Source organism: Formosa sp. A9 (assembly GCF_051200825.1).
In the GTDB taxonomy this organism is placed as follows: domain Bacteria; phylum Bacteroidota; class Bacteroidia; order Flavobacteriales; family Flavobacteriaceae; genus Formosa.
Genome location: NZ_CP195158.1, coordinates 1,703,120 through 1,720,414, shown reverse-complemented (window position 1 = coordinate 1,720,414; position 17,295 = coordinate 1,703,120). Strand labels below are relative to the sequence as shown.

Below are 17,295 nucleotides of genomic sequence, written 5' to 3'. Positions count from 1 at the left end.
CAGAATGTATTAATGGAATATATAGATTATTATAACATTTTAGGAATAGATAAATCGGCCACCGATGCAGATATCAAAAAAGCATACAGGAAGCTAGCTCGTAAATATCATCCCGATTTAAATCCGAATGATAAAGAAGCTGAAAAAAAATTTAAAGACATTAATGAAGCCAATGAAGTACTCTCTAATGCCGAAAACAGAAAAAAATACGATAAATACGGCAAAGATTGGAAACATGCCGACGACATAGAACGCGCGCAACAACAAAGCAAAAGTCAGAACTATCAAGATTTTTCAGGAGATCAATATTCAGAAAGTGATTTTTCAGATTTTTTCGAATCGATGTTTGGTCAGCGCAACGCAGGCTCCAGACAAGGCCGCAGTCAGGTACAATTTAAAGGTCAAGATTTTAATGCCGAACTGCAACTCAACCTTACAGATGTATATACCAAGCATGTTCAGGTTTTAACTGTTAATGGCAAAAAAATACGACTAACCATTCCTGCTGGTGTAGAAAATGACCAAGTCATAAAAATCTCTGGTAAAGGAGGTCCTGGTGTAAACGGCGGCCCTGCTGGCGATTTATACATAAAATTCAATATAGTAAACAATACAGCTTTTAAGCGCTATGGTAATAATTTACATGCCGATGTTGATTTAGATCTGTATACTGCACTGTTAGGAGGCGAAATTACGGTTGATACCTTTGCGGGTAAGGTTAAGTTAAAAGTAACGCCAGAAACTCAAAACGAAACTAAAGTAAAGCTAAAAAGGAAAGGATTTCCTGTTTATAAAAAAGATGAATTTGGAGATTTTATAATTACCTACCACATTAAAAACCCTAAAAATCTAACAGAAAAAGAAAAAGAATTGTTTACCGAATTACAAAAACTAAGATAGCATGGCAGACAGCACTTACATACTAGTAAAAACCGTTTGTATACAATACCAAATAGAACCTGCTTTTTTAGAAGAATTGCATGGTATTGACCTATTACGTATAGAAACCATTGCACAAGGTAAATGCATACATACAGAAGCTTTAAACGACCTCGAAAAAATATTACGATTACACCAAGAACTCGATGTTAATATTGAAGGTATAGACGTTATTTTTAATTTACTGAAAAAGGTAGATACTTTACAAACCGAGTTATCGACCTTAAAAAACAGGCTTCATTTTTATGAAAACAAATAAAGTGTTCCACAATCAAACCTCTGGGCTGCCTTTAAGCTCCATATCAATTATTGTCTAAATCACATCTTCCTATCAACAAAACTTATATTTAAATAAGCATTTCTAATCGGTATATATCAGTTTATGCAATCGATTTAAAAAAAATGTATTATTTTCATACTCAAACTTTAGATAAAGATTTTGTGTGCGTTGTAAATAATGTGTTTCGCATAAAATCTTATCGACCAACCTTTACATATGAATTTTAAAAAAGAAGTCACAATCTACGATATTGCTAAGGAAACCAATTACTCGCCCTCTACCGTTTCTAGGGCTTTAAACAATAATAGTAGTATAAGTGAAAAAACCATTAAAAAAATTAAAGCTGTTGCAAAGCAAATGGGATACAGTCCTAACACTATGGCTGCTAATTTACGCAACAGTAAAAGTAATACTATAGGTATTTTAATATCGCGGATAAACCGTCCGTTTGTTTCTACATTAATTAGTGGTATAGAAGAAACCGCAAGAAAATCGGGCTATAATGTTATTATTTCCCAATCTTACGATGAATACGATATAGAAGTAAACAATTCTGAAGCCTTATACAATGCCCGTATTGGAGGTATTATTTCATCCTTAGGTATGGAGACCCAAAATTTCGATCATTTCCAAAAGTTTATAGACCAAGGCATACCTGTAGTTTTTGTAGATCGTGTTCCTAACCTTTTTAACGTTTACAAAGTAGTTGTAGACAATTACACAGCTGGTTACAATGCTACAAAACACCTAATAGAACAAGGCTGTAAACGCATTGCACATTTTGCAGGTTTAGAACATGTAATAGTATATCACGACCGTAAACAAGGATATTTAGATGCCTTAAAAGAATACAATATTCCTGTAGATCCAGATTTAATCATACACTTTAAATCCTTAAGTTTAAAAGAAGGAAAAAAAGCGGCGAAAAAACTTTTAAAATCAAGCACACCTCCAGACGGTTTATTCTCTGCCAACGATACCGCGGCGGTTGGCGCCATAATGAGTGCTAAAAAATTAGGTATTGCAATTCCAGAAGAACTTTGTGTAATAGGTTTTAACGACGATCCTATAGCTTCTATTGTAGATCCGCCATTATCGACTATAAAACATCCTGCCCGAAAAATGGGAGCGCTCTCTGCCCTACGCGTTTTAAAACATTCTAATGAAGATACGATTAATTCGGTATCTGAAATTTCTATGCTAAACACGAAAATTGTGGTAAGAGCCTCTTCGCAACGGCACAAAAAATAAAGCTCGGAAAACAAGAGTTAACCGAGCTAAATTTGTAACAAACACAAACATTAAATACTAATTATTATTGAAAATAATTTAATTTTCTGTTTACACACTTAATAAACACTAACTAATTTTAAGTATCAAACGAATTACATTTCTATGTGAAATAGTATTTATGATGTAAATATATAATTTTTATTGCAATAATTCAATCGATTGCACAAATATTTCAATAAACTTTCTATTTTTGCTATTATATAAACCATAAAATACTGATTATCTTAATTTTCAATTAATACAATCGATTACATAATAACACACTACAAATCACTTTAAAACTTATAAAACATAACTCTATATCTATTATATAAAGGAACTTTAAACCATTAAAATGTATTGATAATGACACATAAAACAGCCATAGTTACAGGTGGCAACGCAGGCTTAGGCTATGCAATAGCAAAAAAATTGTGCGACAACAATATTAAAACCTACATTATAGGACGCTCTAAAGACAAAACAGAAGATGCCGCTAAGACACTAGGAGATTTTGCTGTACCCATTATTTTAGATGTAACGCATTTAGACGAATTACCTAAATTAGTCGCTCGTATTGCATCAGAATCAGGGAGTATCGATATACTCGTAAACAATGCAGGAATTAATCAAAAGAAGGAATTCTTAGACGTTACTAACGAAGATTTCCAGAACATTATAACCACCAATGTGCTAAGTGTATTTGCCATAAGTAGAGAGGTTGCTAAAATTATGAAAACACAAGGAGGCGGTGCTATAATCAATATCAGCTCTATGGCGGCCCAATACGGTATTCCAAAAGTTATTGCTTATACAGCTAGTAAAACGGCTATTGAAGGGATGACACGAGCTATGGCAGTAGATTTAGCCCAATTTAATATTCGCGTAAACTGTATTGCTCCCGGATTTATTAAAACAAATATGTCTTCTAAAGCCTTAGACAGCGAACCAGAACGCAAACAAAAAGTGCTAAGCAGAACACCTATGGGAAAATTAGGATTGCCTGAAGATATTGCCGATGCAGTTTACTTCTTAGCCTCAGACCAAGCCAAATTTACCACTGGAATAGTAATGCCTGTAGACGGCGGAAATTGTATCGGATTTTAAAAAAAACTTATCATGATAAAAATGCATCAAACCATGCGTTGGTACGGCCCAAACGACACGGTTAAATTAAGAGATATTAAACAAGCTGGAGTTACTGGAATTGTAACTGCTTTACATGAAATTCCCGTTGGAGACGTATGGACTACCGAAGCCATTAAAGCGCGACAAGACCTGCTTAAAGCAGAAGGTATGGAATGGGTAGTTATAGAAAGCTTACCAGTACACGAAGACATAAAACGTAAAGCAGGTAATTACAAAACCTATATCGAAAATTACAAAACCAGCATTAAGAACATCGCTGCTTGCGGCCTAAAAGTTATTACCTATAATTTTATGCCCATTTTAGATTGGGTACGTACACATCACGCTTTCGAAAATCCAGATGGCACCAAAGCTCTACTTTTTAACAAAATGGCCTTCGTGTATTTTGAAGTGTATTTATTAAAACGTCCTGGTGCTGAAACCGATTATACCGAAGAAGAAAAACGGGACGCTTTAGCTTATGGTAACACATTAACTGAAGAAGAGAAACAAATTTTGTTCGATAATGTTTTGTTAGGATTGCCTGGAAGTAAAGTGAATTTTACCCCAGAAGACATCTTAAATCTTTTAGAACAATACAAAGCTATTGACGACAACAAGTTGAGAACTCATTTAATTGAATTCTTATCGGAAGTTACTCCCGTTGCGCAAGAATACGGGGTTAATCTCGCCATACACCCAGACGATCCGCCATTTTCTGTATTAGGCCTACCCCGAGTAGTATGTACTGCATCCGATTTAAAACAAATTTTTGATGCCGTACCTATTCAAGCGAACGGTTTATGTTACTGTACTGGCTCGCTAGGCGCGCATCCTAATAACAATTTATTAGAAATTATCGATGCTTTCGAAGACCGCATTCACTTTTTACACTTACGAAATGTTATTCGTGAGAACGAAAATATCTTCCGAGAATCCGAACACTTATATGGCTCTAATCCTGTAGAGGCTATTATGGAAAAACTACTGTTGCTAATGCAAAAGAGGGATATTAGCTTGCCAATGCGACCAGATCATGGATTTTTACACGATATGGAAGCGGGAATCAAACAATATGCAGGCTATTCGTTAATAGGACGATTAAAAGGGCTTGCAGAAATGCGTGGTTTGGAATTAGGTTTAGCTTATAAAATGCAACAAAAAGCATAATTTCTACAGTAAATATAACATGTTAAAACACCCTAATAATTTAAAATTATTAGGGTGTTTTAAGTTTTAATAAATCAAAATCATTACAGAACGTAACAATTATATCAACGGGTTTTCGTTTTTAATTATAGTGATTACCTTTGTGAATACAATTAAACGACTATGGCCACTTTAATAAAACACTCAAAACTGTATTTAGTAATGTGTATTCTGATACTTACATCAGGATGCGATACATTAGACGAATTAACCAAATTTGATATGGTATTTAACGAATCGGTAACTATACCTGCAACCTCGCCTATAGATCTACCATTTACCATTAGTACGCCAAAAATAGAAACAGATTCCGAGTCTACATTCAACTCTAACGATACAGCAAAAGATTTAATTGAAGAAATCACGCTATCGGAATTAAGACTAACGCTTACCCAGCCTAACACTGAAGATTTCAGCTTTTTAGAAAGCATAGAAATTTACATAGCCGCCGATGATTTACCAGATACCAAATTGGCTTGGAATCCAGATCCGATTCCTAACGACTCTAATGAAATGTACTTAGAAACAACCACGACCGATTTAAAAGAATATCTTTTTAAAGACAGTTTTTATTTAAAGATAAAAGCCGGAACAGATGAAGTTTTAACGCAAGATTACGATATAAATGTGCGTACTGTATTTTTTGTAGATGCCAAAATTTTAGGAATATAACAGCCTTTAAAAGCAAAAAAAGCCATCTGAAAAATATCTCAGATGGCTTTTTTTAGTTATTTACGTTTGTAAATTATGAAGCCGAAGCCTCTAAATCTCTCATATTTTCCATCTTTTTAAGCTGCAAGAAACCGTTTATATCTTCAAAATGTTCTTTCACGCGTTTATTACCAAACTCAAACACTTTAGTCGCTAAACCATCAAGAAAATCACGATCGTGAGATACCAGAATTAAAGTGCCATCAAAATCTTTTAAAGCATCTTTAATAATATCTTTTGTTTTCATATCTAAATGGTTAGTAGGCTCATCCAAAATTAAAACATTAACTGGCTCTAACAATAATTTAATCATGGCCAAACGTGTTTTTTCGCCTCCAGAAAGCACTTTTACCTTTTTGGTAGAAATATCGCCACCAAACATAAAAGCACCCAATAAATCTTTAATTTTATTGCGTATGTCTCCAACGGCAATACGATCTATAGTTTCAAAAATCGTTAATTCACCATCTAATAACGACGCCTGATTTTGAGCGAAATAACCAATCTTCGCATTGTGCCCCAATTCCATGTTGCCTTCAAAATCAATCTCGTTCATAATGGCTTTTACCATGGTAGATTTACCTTCACCATTTTTACCTACAAACGCTACTTTTTGCCCGCGTTCTATCACCAAATTAGCGTTATTAAACACAATATGATTATCGTAAGCCTTAGACAGTTCGTTTACAACTACAGGATATTGCCCCGATCTTGGTGCAGGCGGGAATTTTAATTTTAGAGCTGCTGTATCGACTTCATCGACCTCGATTGGCACTAACTTTTCTAGCATTTTAACACGCGATTGTACCTGTAGCGTTTTGGAATATGTGCCTTTAAAACGGTCTATAAACTCCTGGGTTTCGGCAATCATTTTTTGTTGCTCGTCGTAAGCTTTTTGCTGATGTGCTCTACGGTCTTTACGCAATTCTAAATAATGCGAATACTTAGCCTTATAGTCGTAAATACGCCCCATAGTTACTTCTATAGTTCGGGTGGTAATATTATCTACAAAGGCACGGTCGTGCGAAATCACCACAACAGCTTTAGCCTGATTAATTAAAAATTCTTCTAACCACTGAATACTCTCGATATCCATATGGTTTGTAGGCTCATCCAAAAGGATTAAATCGGGTTTTTGAAGTAAAATTTTTGCCAGTTCGATGCGCATTCGCCAACCACCACTAAATTCAGATGTTGGTCTTTTAAAATCTGAACGTACAAAACCAAGTCCCATAAGTACTTTTTCGACTTCGGCTTCGTAATTAATTTCTTCGATAGAATAAAATTTTTCGCTCAGTTCGGAAACCTTTTCTATCAACTTCATATAGGCCTCACTTTCGTAATCGGTGCGTACTGTAAGTGCTTCGTTTATAGCATCAATTTCTGCTTTCATCTTAAAAATTGAAGCAAATGCCTTAGAGGCTTCTTCCATTACCGTGCACTTATCTTCGGTTAATAAATGCTGTGGTAAATACGATACAACATAATCTTTTGGTGCAGACACGTGGCCTCGTGTAGGCTTACTACTTCCTGCAATTATTTTTAATAACGTAGATTTACCTGCTCCATTTTTTCCCATAAGGGCTATTTTATCGTTTTCGTTGATTGAAAACGATACATCGCTAAACAGCGTTGTACCTCCAAACTCTACTGCAATCCCGTCTATAGATATCATTTACAAATGTATTTTTTGAGCGCAAAGATACATTTTATAGTAGGATGTTAATGCATGAAGATTAAACAATCGCGTATTTTTAAAGGAATAATATCTTAGAAAGAATAACCGATACCTAAATTAAATATTGGATAACCATTACCGGAAATATAATCGAAAACTTCGTCATAGGTCAGTAAAAATGTTTCGCGTTGGCCATTTACGTCGGCTGTTACTTCTAGCTCTTCTGGAAGTTTTCCAAAAGCGTAACCAACTTCAACTCTAAAATATAGCGTTCGGCCGTACTTCCACCCTAATTTCAAATTGAAAGACGATAATTGTTCTTTTACTACCCCATTGGTATAACGCTCATCGTTGTCGTTTGTGCCACTTAAATTGCTGACTTCTCCATTCAAATCGCCATAAGACGCCGAAATATATCCGCCTTTACCACGACTGCCAAAATAGAGGTTAGATCCTATTTCGAAATAATTAAAATCTAAATCGGAAAAAGGAAACATACCGTACGACGCAAAAGGCGCTATACGATTTCCCAAAAGTGGTGTATCATATTCCACTTCCAAACCTACGCCAATAGGAATTCCCCCTTTAGCACCAATTCTAATGCGATTGATATCTTCTTGCCGTTGCGAAAAACACAACATGGAAATACTTAAAAAAAGGACAGTTAATAGCGATTTCATAGTTTTAAATGTAAAGGTTAGGCTAACAAAAATAACTAAAATTTAAGTGAATATTCGGCTTTTTAGAAATCATAGAAATAGTATTACTTAAAAAATACTGTTTTGTGCTAATTTTGAAATCTATAAAAGCACTCATTATAAAAGCTATTTTGTAATTTTAGAACAACAAAATATCATTCAGTAATGTCTACCTCTTTATCTAACGAACACATTGAAGAACTAGCAACAGCAGTCACATTGTTGGAATCGCCTAGCATAGCAGCAAAAATTACAAGTGCCATTGGCATGCCCATAGAACGTGCCATAGAGACTTTACCTGACGATTGGCAGCAAAAAATTGGAGATATTACACAAAAGTCTTTAACTAAAGCAGCCGAAGTTGCTATTTGGTCTTTAAGCGATTCTGGACAAGACAAACCCGCTAACCTGTTTCATAAATTCGGAGCGGCTGTTTCTGGTGGTGTTGGTGGCTTTTTTGGCCTTCCAGGTTTAGCGGTAGAGCTTCCTGTGTCTACCACAATCATTTTGAGGTCTATTGCAGATATTGCCAGATCGCAAGGCGAGTATTTAAATACAACTGAAACTAAATTGGCCTGTATAGAAGTTTTTGCTCTAGGCGGTAATGATGAGTCTGATGACCACTTAGAAAGTGGTTATTTTGTAATTCGCGCGGCATTGGCCAAATCGATTACCGAGGCTACCCAATTTATCGCCACCAAAAAAATTACCGAAGAAAGTGCACCTGCTTTAGTAAAACTTATAGCACAAATTGCTACGCGTTTTAATATTTTGGTGACCGAAAAAGCTGCTGCCCAAGCCATTCCAGCCATAGGCGCGGTAACAGGTGGACTTATAAATACCATTTTTATTGATCATTTTCAGAAAATGGCCAAAGGGCATTTTATTATGCGAAAATTAGAACGGATTTACGGCACCGAACTTACTAAAACTTGGTACCATAAAATTCTGGAACTTAATTAATTTTGTACTGATTGTTTACGTTCTAATCGGGATGCAATAATACTTATAATAAATATCTGCGATGCATGAAACAACATTAAAGGCAACAAGATAACACTAGAGCCTACCGTATTTTTAAATAGTATTTTATAAAAAATTGTACCGTGAACTAACGATTTTTTTGTTCCACAAAACTGAGCCGTAATGCGGTCTTCCCTATTAAATTGTAATTTTTTTGCAATAAAACCGATAAGATAAAACACGATAAAAAACAGCGAAATTACTAAAACAAAAAGCAGTACCAGGTCTAACACATTAATCCCGCTAAACACCTTATTATAAAACGATTCCGAAAAACTTTTATAAATAACCAATAAGATAACAGATTTATCGAAAGTGCTTAATTGTTTGCTGTATTTTAATGCTAAGGCATGGCCGTAACGCTGCAACAAAACTCCTAGAATTACAGGTAAAATAATTCCAATAATCAAATTGAAATATATAGACGTATAATCAAAATCTGCACCCGATTTTTCTACAAAAAGTCCTACCCATAACGGAGTGACTACAATACCTATTATTCCCGAAATACTCGCATTAAAAATAGCGGCAGGCACATTACCTTTAGCCACCGAAACCATAACTACAGAAGAAGATACTGTAGAAGGCAATGCTGCCATAAACAATATAGCTAACCAAAACTGATGTTGCTCTACGGTTTGTAAAAACGGATACCATAATAATACCAACAAAGGGAATATTATAAATGTGGATAATTGCACTAAAACATGCAACTTCCAATTATGCAATCCACTTTTAATTTGTTGCGGACTTAATTTTAATCCGTAAAAAAAGAAAATTAGAAAAAAACCTACAGCACTGATTTTTGATATCGGTAGCGGGCTAGTTGGTATTCCAAACTCAGGAAAAAAATAAGCAATAATAATCGTTATTATAATTGCTAAAACAAATCGATCTATTTTAAAAGCCATGCACTTAAATATTAACGCTAAATAACGTAATTTTTAAATACATGGCTTTATTTTAAGCAATATTTTTAAGTATACTTCCCTGTTTCTATTTAATGTTTTTACCGTTAACCACAACGTTTTTAAATGTCACGCCGTCAATAATACTTGTGTTATATTCTGCATTTTTTGCTGTGATATTTAAATTTTCGAATGTAAACTTAGACAATTTATCGTATTCAGTAATTTTCATATCAAAAAACACATTACAGTCCAGAGTAATATTTTTCATCGTAATATGATCCGAGTAAGACAACGGGACATCTGGTCTTCCTTTTAAATCAAAAAATTGTGTCCAAGGCTTTATATAAATCATACTATTGGCTTGTCCTTTTATATTTTCGACTGTAATATATTCGTAATGCTGTGGCGTATCTGGTCTCATTTTTAACCAAAGTAAACGCTTGGCTTCGTTAACCTCGCAATTGCGCATAACTATATTTTTATTGTGAATAGACTCGCTTCCGCAGGTTAAAGCCGAATGGCAAAACCCGAAAGTGCAATCTTCAATAATAATATTTGTGTTTTCACCATTATTGGTTTGGGTGTCTGCCCAAGGGCCTTTTCCGCCTTTTAGTGCAATCGCATCGTCATTTACAGCCATATAACAACCTTTAATTAAAACATTCGAACAGATATCTAAATCGATGGCATCGGTACTTGGTGCTTTTACTGGTTGATGTGGCGAAAAAATATGAAGATCTAAAATTTTAATATTATTACATTGGTAATAATGACTGCTCCAGAACCCGGCATTTATAAGTTTAACATCTTGCAATTGCACATTATTACACTGCCAGATAAACACCAAACGCGGTCTAGATACTTCTAAATTGGTACACTTAGGATTTTCTTCGCGGCGTTGCCAAAAGGCTTTCCAAAATTTAAGTCCGTTTCCATTTATAGTACCTGTTCCCGAAATGCTAAAACCGTCTACATTGTATGCATTTACCAAAGCTGCAAAATAATAAATGCTTTGCCCTTCCATGCGCGATGGTATTTTAGGATAATTTTTTATATCGTCAGACCCTTTTAATACCCCTTTGTCTGTAAGGTGTAAATGCGTATTGGGTTTAAAAAACAACGCGCCACTTAAAAAAATCCCTTCTGGTATTACAATAACACCTCCTCCATTGTCGCTAGCCAAATCGATTACTTTTTGAATAGCTTCGGTTTGTAAAACTGTACTATCGTTTTTAACACCATGTTTTGTAATATCGTATTGGGTTCCTAAATCTTCAAGCTTTACTTTGGTGGTATCTTTAAACCAATCCGGAATAAGACTGCCGTCTGGAAAAACATCAGATTTAGATTGCGCTAAAACTATATTAGAGATAGAAAACAATACAACAAAAACGATAATTGATGTTTGTATTTTTTGATTTTTAATATTAGTAATCATATTCGTTTGGTGGATTTTGTTTTAGTTGTTCTTTGTTAAACTGCACTGTTTTTCCATTTATTTCTAAGCCTTCAAAAGTGATCGTATTGGCATAATCTACAAAAGTATCTCGTCCTGCGGTCTCTACTTTCATATTTTTTATATGAATATCGGTTACACTTTTATCTGGATGCCCTTTTATATACACACCATAATTATTAGCTTTTTTACAGCTTACAGCATTCAAATGTATGTTTTTTATTGTAGTTGGGTATCCTGTACCTTCATTGTGATAATTAGAAGTAATCATGAAACAGTCTAATACCTCGCCAAAGGTGACGTTGTTTACAAAAACATCTGAAATTTGTCCGCCACGATCCGGATTGGATTTTAAATATACACCCCTTTTTACATAACCAGCATAATCGCAATCTTCAACAAAAACATTACGTACACCAGAAGACATTTCGCTACCCATAACTACAGCATGCAAACCTTTAAAATGACAATTTCTAATTATAATATTTTCACTAGGTCTGTTCATTTTACGGCCTTCATGATCGCGACCTGCTTTAATAGCCACATTATCGTCGTTATTATTAAAAGTGATATTTTCTATTAAAATATCTTTAGAATATTCTGGGTCTATACCATCGTTATTTTTATTTTGGGCATCATATTTTAAGCCTCTAAGAGTCGCATTTACGCATTTTAACAAATGAACGCACCAGAATGGCGAATCTTCTATTTTAACATCTTCAATTAAAATATTTTTGCATTCGAATAACTGAATTAAATGCGGTCTTAAATAATGCCCTTTTCCGAATTGACGCTCTTTAAAAGGAACACCTTTATGGTTCATATCTCGCGAAAGCAATTGATCATCTTTTTGTAGTCCATGCCATTTTGCAAAGGTTTCGGAAGCTTCACCATCTATAGTACCTTTTCCCGTAATGGCTATATTTTCCTTCTGATAGGCATAAATAAACGGACTGTAATTGTACAAAATAGTGCCTTCCCAACTCGTTAAAACAGATGGATAAGCATCAGGATTAGATGTGAATTTTAACGTAGCACCTTCTTGAATTTCTAAATTTAAATGACTTTCTAAGTGAATTGGCCCTTCTAAAAAGTAAGTCCCTTTTGGTACCATTACTTTTCCTCCGCCAGCTGCTTTGCACGTCGCTATTGCGGCATCGAATGCCGGTTTGCTGTTGGTTGTTCCGTCGGGAACGGCACCATAATCTAAAACCGAAAAAGAGCGGTCTGGAAATGAAGGCGGAATAATTCGTGCTAAAATCTCGCTTTTAGTATCTAGTTTTTCTTGCGCCAATCCTACAAAAGACCAACCGCAGCACAACAAAATACAATATAGTATGGCTTTAAATTTCATTTATAAGTGGTTTATTTGAAGCTTACTGCATCATTGGCAACTTCGTTATTAAGTTGTGTTACAGCAGAAAGATCTTGCCCTTCCTTTGCCTTTAAAACGATATTAGCATTTCCTGATCCACCAATTTTAATGGCTTCTTGACTATCGGTATTAAACGACGTAGTATCCAGCTCTAAGTCTTTGGTATTAAAAATGGTAAACGCATTAGACTGATTTACTTCTAAATGAATATTTTTAATTTTAACATCTGCAGCATCAATAATTGTAAAGCCATTATCGGCTACAATTTGCATATTTTCAATGGCAATATGCTCTAAATTCATTTCTGGTAAACCTTGCAAAAACACAGCTTGTTTAGCGCCATTAATGGTGACATCTTTAATTGAAATGTTTTTAAACTGAGGCGTTTCTTCGGTTACAGGAATGGCTTCGGTAGATGCTTGCATGCCACCTTTTTCCATCATTTCGGAAACCGATAAGCCCCCGTAATACAAATTAAAGGAAATGGCATTGGTTGGAATGTCTATCATACGAATATCAGAAATAAATACATTTTCCACGACTCCACCACGACCGCGCTTACTTTTAAACCTTAAACCGACATCGGTACCAATAAACATACAATTAGAAACATGCATGTTTTTTACACCGCCAGACATTTCGCTACCAACAGTTACGCCGCCATGCCCATGATACACGACATTATTGCGAATTATAATATTTTCGGTGGATACAGCTCGGTTTCTGCCATCTTCATCCTTTCCGGACTTTACACAAATAGCATCGTCTCCAACATCAAAACTAGAATGCTCTACAATAACATTTTTACAGGACTCCACATCTAATCCGTCGCCATTTTGAGAATACCACGGATTTCTTACCGTAATGTTTCTCACAATTAAATCTTCTACCATTAATGGATGAATATTCCACGCGGCAGAATTTTGAAACACAGGCCCATCGAACAACACACGCTTACTGTTTTGAATACTTACCATAACAGGTCTAAGAAAAACCTTAATGGCTTCAAAATCTTCCTTGCTAGTTAAATCTTTTCTTACGTTTAATTCGGCGCCTTCTTCTGCTAAACGATATGTTTTTGAAGGATACCAGATTCTATCTTCGTGCACATAACCGCCAGAAGCTACTTTTTTCTTCCACTGGTTGGCCGTTAATTTATCGCGTTTTACATGTCGCCAAGCATCGCCAGAACCATCCCAAATACCTTCACCTGTAAAGGCAACATCTTCTACATGTTTACCATAAATAGGCGATATACAGCGCCAAGTGTCTAAACCTTCGAAACTGGTTTCTATAATAGGATATAAATTTTTATCTGCCGAAAACTTAATCAAGGCGCCACTTTCGGCATGTAATTCTAATTTACTTTCTAAAATAATAGGCCCTGTAAGCCAAATACCTGGAGGAATAACTACAGTACCTCCGCCTTTTTCGCTTACTGCAGCTATAGCTGCTTTAAAAGCTTCTGTGTTTAAAGTAACACCATCGCCAACCGCACCGTAATCGGTAAGTTTTACTTTAAAATCTGGAATATTAGGTGCATTTACATCTGGCATATTAAACTCGACAGCATTTGTAGCCACAACCGACTGTTTGGTTATTGATTCTGCTTCAGATGTTTTTGAAGCAGACTCACTACAGTTTGTAAGTGTTAAACTACATACCGCCATGTACGCAATTGCAATTGGTATAGAAATTCGTTTCATAATAAATTTCTGCTTTGGGATTTGATGGATGGATAAACTGAAATAATGACCACAAAAATCTTTGTATCTCATCAATACCAATTTACCCATGCATCTTTTTAAGTATATCTGATTATTCTACTATTATTTTTTGAAGGTGAACCACCTGTTTGCTAGCTGCATCTCGAATTTGTAAAATAAATACCCCATGCGCATTGATGGTAATCTCTTGGGTTGTTTGCCCTTGGAACGTTCCGTTTGCGATAGCTTTTCCTAATAAATCGTAAACCGTATACTCGGCATCTGCCATGGTTTGATTGGTTTTTACAGAAAAAGTTCCTGTGTTTGGAATTGGCCAGACTTTAAAATCAGATACTTTTTTAGAATCTACAGAAAGTGATTTATAACCACTAAGGACGTTTATTGTACGTGTCATGCTATCACCTTCGGCATCGGTAACGGTAAAGTTAAAGGCCGCAATACCTTTTGTTTCTGGCGTAAATGTAGCGATGTGATCGGCCAATGTTACCGAACCATTTTCTACATCAGAAATAGTGTAACTAGGTGCAGCTTCAAACCCTCTGGATAACGCTTTTAAATCGATGCTAATCGCTTGACCAATTTCCGACTCAAAATGCGGTTTAGACATCCATTGTAAATACCTATCTAAATTAGTATACCCATCGCCATTAGTATCGGCATTGGCATCGGAGAAATCGCCAGAAGCTGAATTTACATTCGTTCCAATAACCTCTTCCCACCAGTTTGGTAATCCGTCTAAATCACTATCCCAAGATGAGCTTCTGCTTACTTCCGGATAATCTTCGTAGCCCCCAACATCCGACTCATCGTCTGGAAACCCTGGCTTTCCTGTAACGCTTCCGGTGTATGTATATGTTCCGGTTAATGTTTCTGTAATGATACGCTGATCGTGATCATCGAAAATAGGTTGATTACACCCAACATCCGATAAAACAATTTTATATGCATGTGTAGCAGACTGTGTTGTTACATACGAAGGAAAAAAAGGTTCGTCTACAAACGTTTCGTACTGCTCGGTAGCTCCATTAGTATATCGTGTACGTCGGCCTTTCTCCTGACTTGATTCATCAAAATATCCAGGCATTACGTTACCATCAAAATAACAACGTTGCATGCCCATACCTACATTTTCGTGCTCGGCAGTAAATGCATAAAACAGTTTAGAACCTGCTCCTGGTTTGTAATAATTATTCACAAAATTAACCTCTTTTGTACCGCCATCGGTAGTTCTAGAGCCCCAATTATAAACAACATTATTAGTGATATCCATTAATCCGGCATAATAACCACTACCGTCTAAACCACCACCAAGGCTCCAGTTTCTTCCGTAGTTATGTGCTAATAAATTATGATGAAAACTACCTATATCGCCACCGATAGTCGCCGCATAACCATGCTCTGTACCTTGTGGATAATTTTGGTGTCCTGCAGCATTTAAAGCTTCAGAAATTAGGGTACGCTGTAACGTAATGTTTTTACCACCACGCGAGCTAAACGATTCGTCTATCGTCCAACTAATAGAACAATGATCTATAATACTGTGGTCGGCTCCTGTTAAGCCCATACCGTCAAAAGTTCTTCCGCCTCCCAATCGCACTCTCACATGCTGAACTATGGCGTCGTTACCTGTAATACCAAACGGTGCCGATTTTATGGTAATTCCTTTGCCTGGTGCTGTTTGTCCTGCAACGGTAACATAAGGCTGACTCAACACTAAACGCGACTGCAGTTCTATAACTCCAGATACATTAAAAGCAATAGTTCTTGGCCCGATATCGTTAGTTACAGCAGCGCGTAAACTTCCAGGGCCACTGTCGTTTAAATTAGTAACATAAACTACTTTTCCGCCACGACCACCACGTGCAAAACGACCATAACCTTCGGCGCCAGGAAAGGCCAATTGTGCAGGTCTGAATCGCCACACATTACCTTTAACAATGTCGTTATCTGCCAAAACTTGATCGACTCTCCAATAATAAGTATCGCCAGTGTATAATCCGTTTAATTGGTAAGACGAATTTGAAGGATCTTGACTCCCCATATAACTACTAGATTCTATAGTTGCATTGGCAACTTCGTCGGCATCCATTCCAAAATAAATTTGCTGGGACAAAGCCGATTCGGTAGGCGTCCATTGTAAAAGTACCCCTTCAGAACTCAATTCTACATGTTCGTTATTATGACTTGGTATAGGGTCTTTAGCCTGATAAAAAATATTAGGTGTATTTAACTCAAAACCATTAATCATCACGTTTTTAACATCTTCACTTCCAGAAAGCTCGGCTGAAAATGTAATTACAACATCTTCATTCGCTTCGGCTACAAACTTTAAATACACCGATTTTGCCTCTGCCGATGTTGCTGCACGCACCGTAGGAACAACATCATCATACTCCAAATTATTATTTACCAACACATCTATTGGGCTATAAGTATACGTATCGCTTGAAGTCTGATTTAAAAATACCAATAACGAATGTTCTCCAGCTGCCAATCCGCTTAAACGGAATTCAATCTGCCCGCCTTCATCGGCGTTTCCATCTTTAACCGTAATACCATCGTTAACTAACTTACCGTCTTCAGATGCCTGTATTCCTGTTTTATACCAGCTAGATCCCAATTCGCGACCTTTATCGCCTATTCTGGATACGGTAAATGTAATACCATTTTCTGTTTTACTGCTAGAATCTCCGCCCGACAAAAGCCACGACGTGTACCCTATTTGATTTACTTCGGAACTAGGACGTCCTGGTTGATCGAAATCCATTTTCACTACAGGATTTTGTGCATGAAGTTGTGTTGCCGAAAACAAACCAACAACCCCAAGGGCTGTAACTAATTGTTTGATTCGTTTTGGATTGTGTTGTTTAAAATAATTAAAACTCATT

The 17,295-nt window shown here is 36.0% G+C and carries 14 protein-coding genes; 7 read left to right on the top strand and 7 right to left on the bottom strand.

The features are described 5' to 3' along the window. Nucleotides 1-12 precede the first annotated feature (12 nt). The 6 genes from ACR9EA_RS07800 to ACR9EA_RS07775 all read left to right on the top strand — a co-directional run bounded on the left by ACR9EA_RS07800 (nucleotide 13) and on the right by ACR9EA_RS07775 (nucleotide 5,500). A complete protein-coding gene (locus ACR9EA_RS07800; RefSeq protein ID WP_435139373.1) occupies nucleotides 13-900 on the top strand; it encodes a DnaJ C-terminal domain-containing protein in 888 nt (295 codons plus the stop codon). 1 nt (nucleotide 901) lies between these two features. Continuing rightward, a complete protein-coding gene (locus ACR9EA_RS07795; RefSeq protein WP_435139371.1) occupies nucleotides 902-1,198 on the top strand; it encodes a chaperone modulator CbpM in 297 nt (98 codons plus the stop codon). A 237-nt stretch (nucleotides 1,199-1,435) separates the two neighbouring features. Further along, nucleotides 1,436-2,470 (top strand): LacI family DNA-binding transcriptional regulator, encoded by a 1,035-nt coding sequence (locus tag ACR9EA_RS07790; protein WP_435139369.1) that lies wholly within the window; start codon nucleotides 1,436-1,438, stop codon nucleotides 2,468-2,470. 387 nt (nucleotides 2,471-2,857) lie between these two features. Beyond that, nucleotides 2,858-3,598 (top strand): SDR family NAD(P)-dependent oxidoreductase, encoded by a 741-nt coding sequence (locus tag ACR9EA_RS07785; protein WP_435139367.1) that lies wholly within the window; start codon nucleotides 2,858-2,860, stop codon nucleotides 3,596-3,598. Between the two features lie 12 nt (nucleotides 3,599-3,610). Continuing rightward, complete coding sequence (gene uxuA, locus ACR9EA_RS07780) at nucleotides 3,611-4,789, top strand: mannonate dehydratase (protein WP_435139365.1); 1,179 nt, start codon at nucleotides 3,611-3,613, stop codon at nucleotides 4,787-4,789. Nucleotides 4,790-4,951: 162 nt separating this feature from the next. Next, nucleotides 4,952-5,500: a hypothetical protein gene (locus ACR9EA_RS07775; protein ID WP_435139363.1), complete on the top strand. Its 549-nt coding sequence runs from the start codon at nucleotides 4,952-4,954 to the stop codon at nucleotides 5,498-5,500. 73 nt (nucleotides 5,501-5,573) lie between these two features. On the opposite strand, the gene ACR9EA_RS07770 is transcribed toward ACR9EA_RS07775, so the two are convergent. After that, entirely contained in the window at nucleotides 5,574-7,214 is a 1,641-nt protein-coding gene (locus ACR9EA_RS07770; RefSeq protein WP_435139361.1) for an ABC-F family ATP-binding cassette domain-containing protein, read from the bottom strand. Between the two features lie 95 nt (nucleotides 7,215-7,309). Next, on the bottom strand, nucleotides 7,310-7,897 hold the full coding sequence (locus tag ACR9EA_RS07765) for a hypothetical protein (protein ID WP_435139359.1): 588 nt from the start codon (nucleotides 7,895-7,897) through the stop codon (nucleotides 7,310-7,312). Nucleotides 7,898-8,080: 183 nt separating this feature from the next. Between ACR9EA_RS07765 and ACR9EA_RS07760 the strand changes: the two genes are divergently transcribed. Next, complete coding sequence (locus ACR9EA_RS07760) at nucleotides 8,081-8,878, top strand: EcsC family protein (protein ID WP_435139357.1); 798 nt, start codon at nucleotides 8,081-8,083, stop codon at nucleotides 8,876-8,878. Here the strand turns inward: ACR9EA_RS07760 and ACR9EA_RS07755 are convergent. The 5 genes from ACR9EA_RS07755 to ACR9EA_RS07735 all read right to left on the bottom strand — a co-directional run bounded on the left by ACR9EA_RS07755 (nucleotide 8,875) and on the right by ACR9EA_RS07735 (nucleotide 17,294). Beyond that, complete coding sequence (locus ACR9EA_RS07755) at nucleotides 8,875-9,849, bottom strand: bile acid:sodium symporter family protein (RefSeq protein ID WP_435139355.1); 975 nt, start codon at nucleotides 9,847-9,849, stop codon at nucleotides 8,875-8,877. The two genes, ACR9EA_RS07760 and ACR9EA_RS07755, sit on opposite strands and share 4 nt — an antisense overlap. An 85-nt stretch (nucleotides 9,850-9,934) precedes the next feature. Next, nucleotides 9,935-11,287, bottom strand: coding sequence for a rhamnogalacturonidase (locus tag ACR9EA_RS07750; protein WP_435139353.1), 1,353 nt, complete (start codon nucleotides 11,285-11,287; stop codon nucleotides 9,935-9,937). After that, nucleotides 11,277-12,659 (bottom strand): glycoside hydrolase family 28 protein, encoded by a 1,383-nt coding sequence (locus ACR9EA_RS07745; RefSeq protein ID WP_435139351.1) that lies wholly within the window; start codon nucleotides 12,657-12,659, stop codon nucleotides 11,277-11,279. The genes ACR9EA_RS07750 and ACR9EA_RS07745 overlap by 11 nt, the downstream gene beginning before the upstream one ends. Nucleotides 12,660-12,670: 11 nt before the next feature. After that, entirely contained in the window at nucleotides 12,671-14,386 is a 1,716-nt protein-coding gene (locus tag ACR9EA_RS07740; RefSeq protein ID WP_435139349.1) for a glycoside hydrolase family 28 protein, read from the bottom strand. A 112-nt stretch (nucleotides 14,387-14,498) separates the two neighbouring features. After that, nucleotides 14,499-17,294 carry a T9SS type A sorting domain-containing protein gene (locus tag ACR9EA_RS07735; RefSeq protein ID WP_435139347.1) on the bottom strand — a complete coding sequence of 932 codons (2,796 nt, stop codon included), beginning with the start codon at nucleotides 17,292-17,294 and terminating at the stop codon, nucleotides 14,499-14,501. Between the last annotated feature and the right edge of the window lies 1 nt (nucleotide 17,295).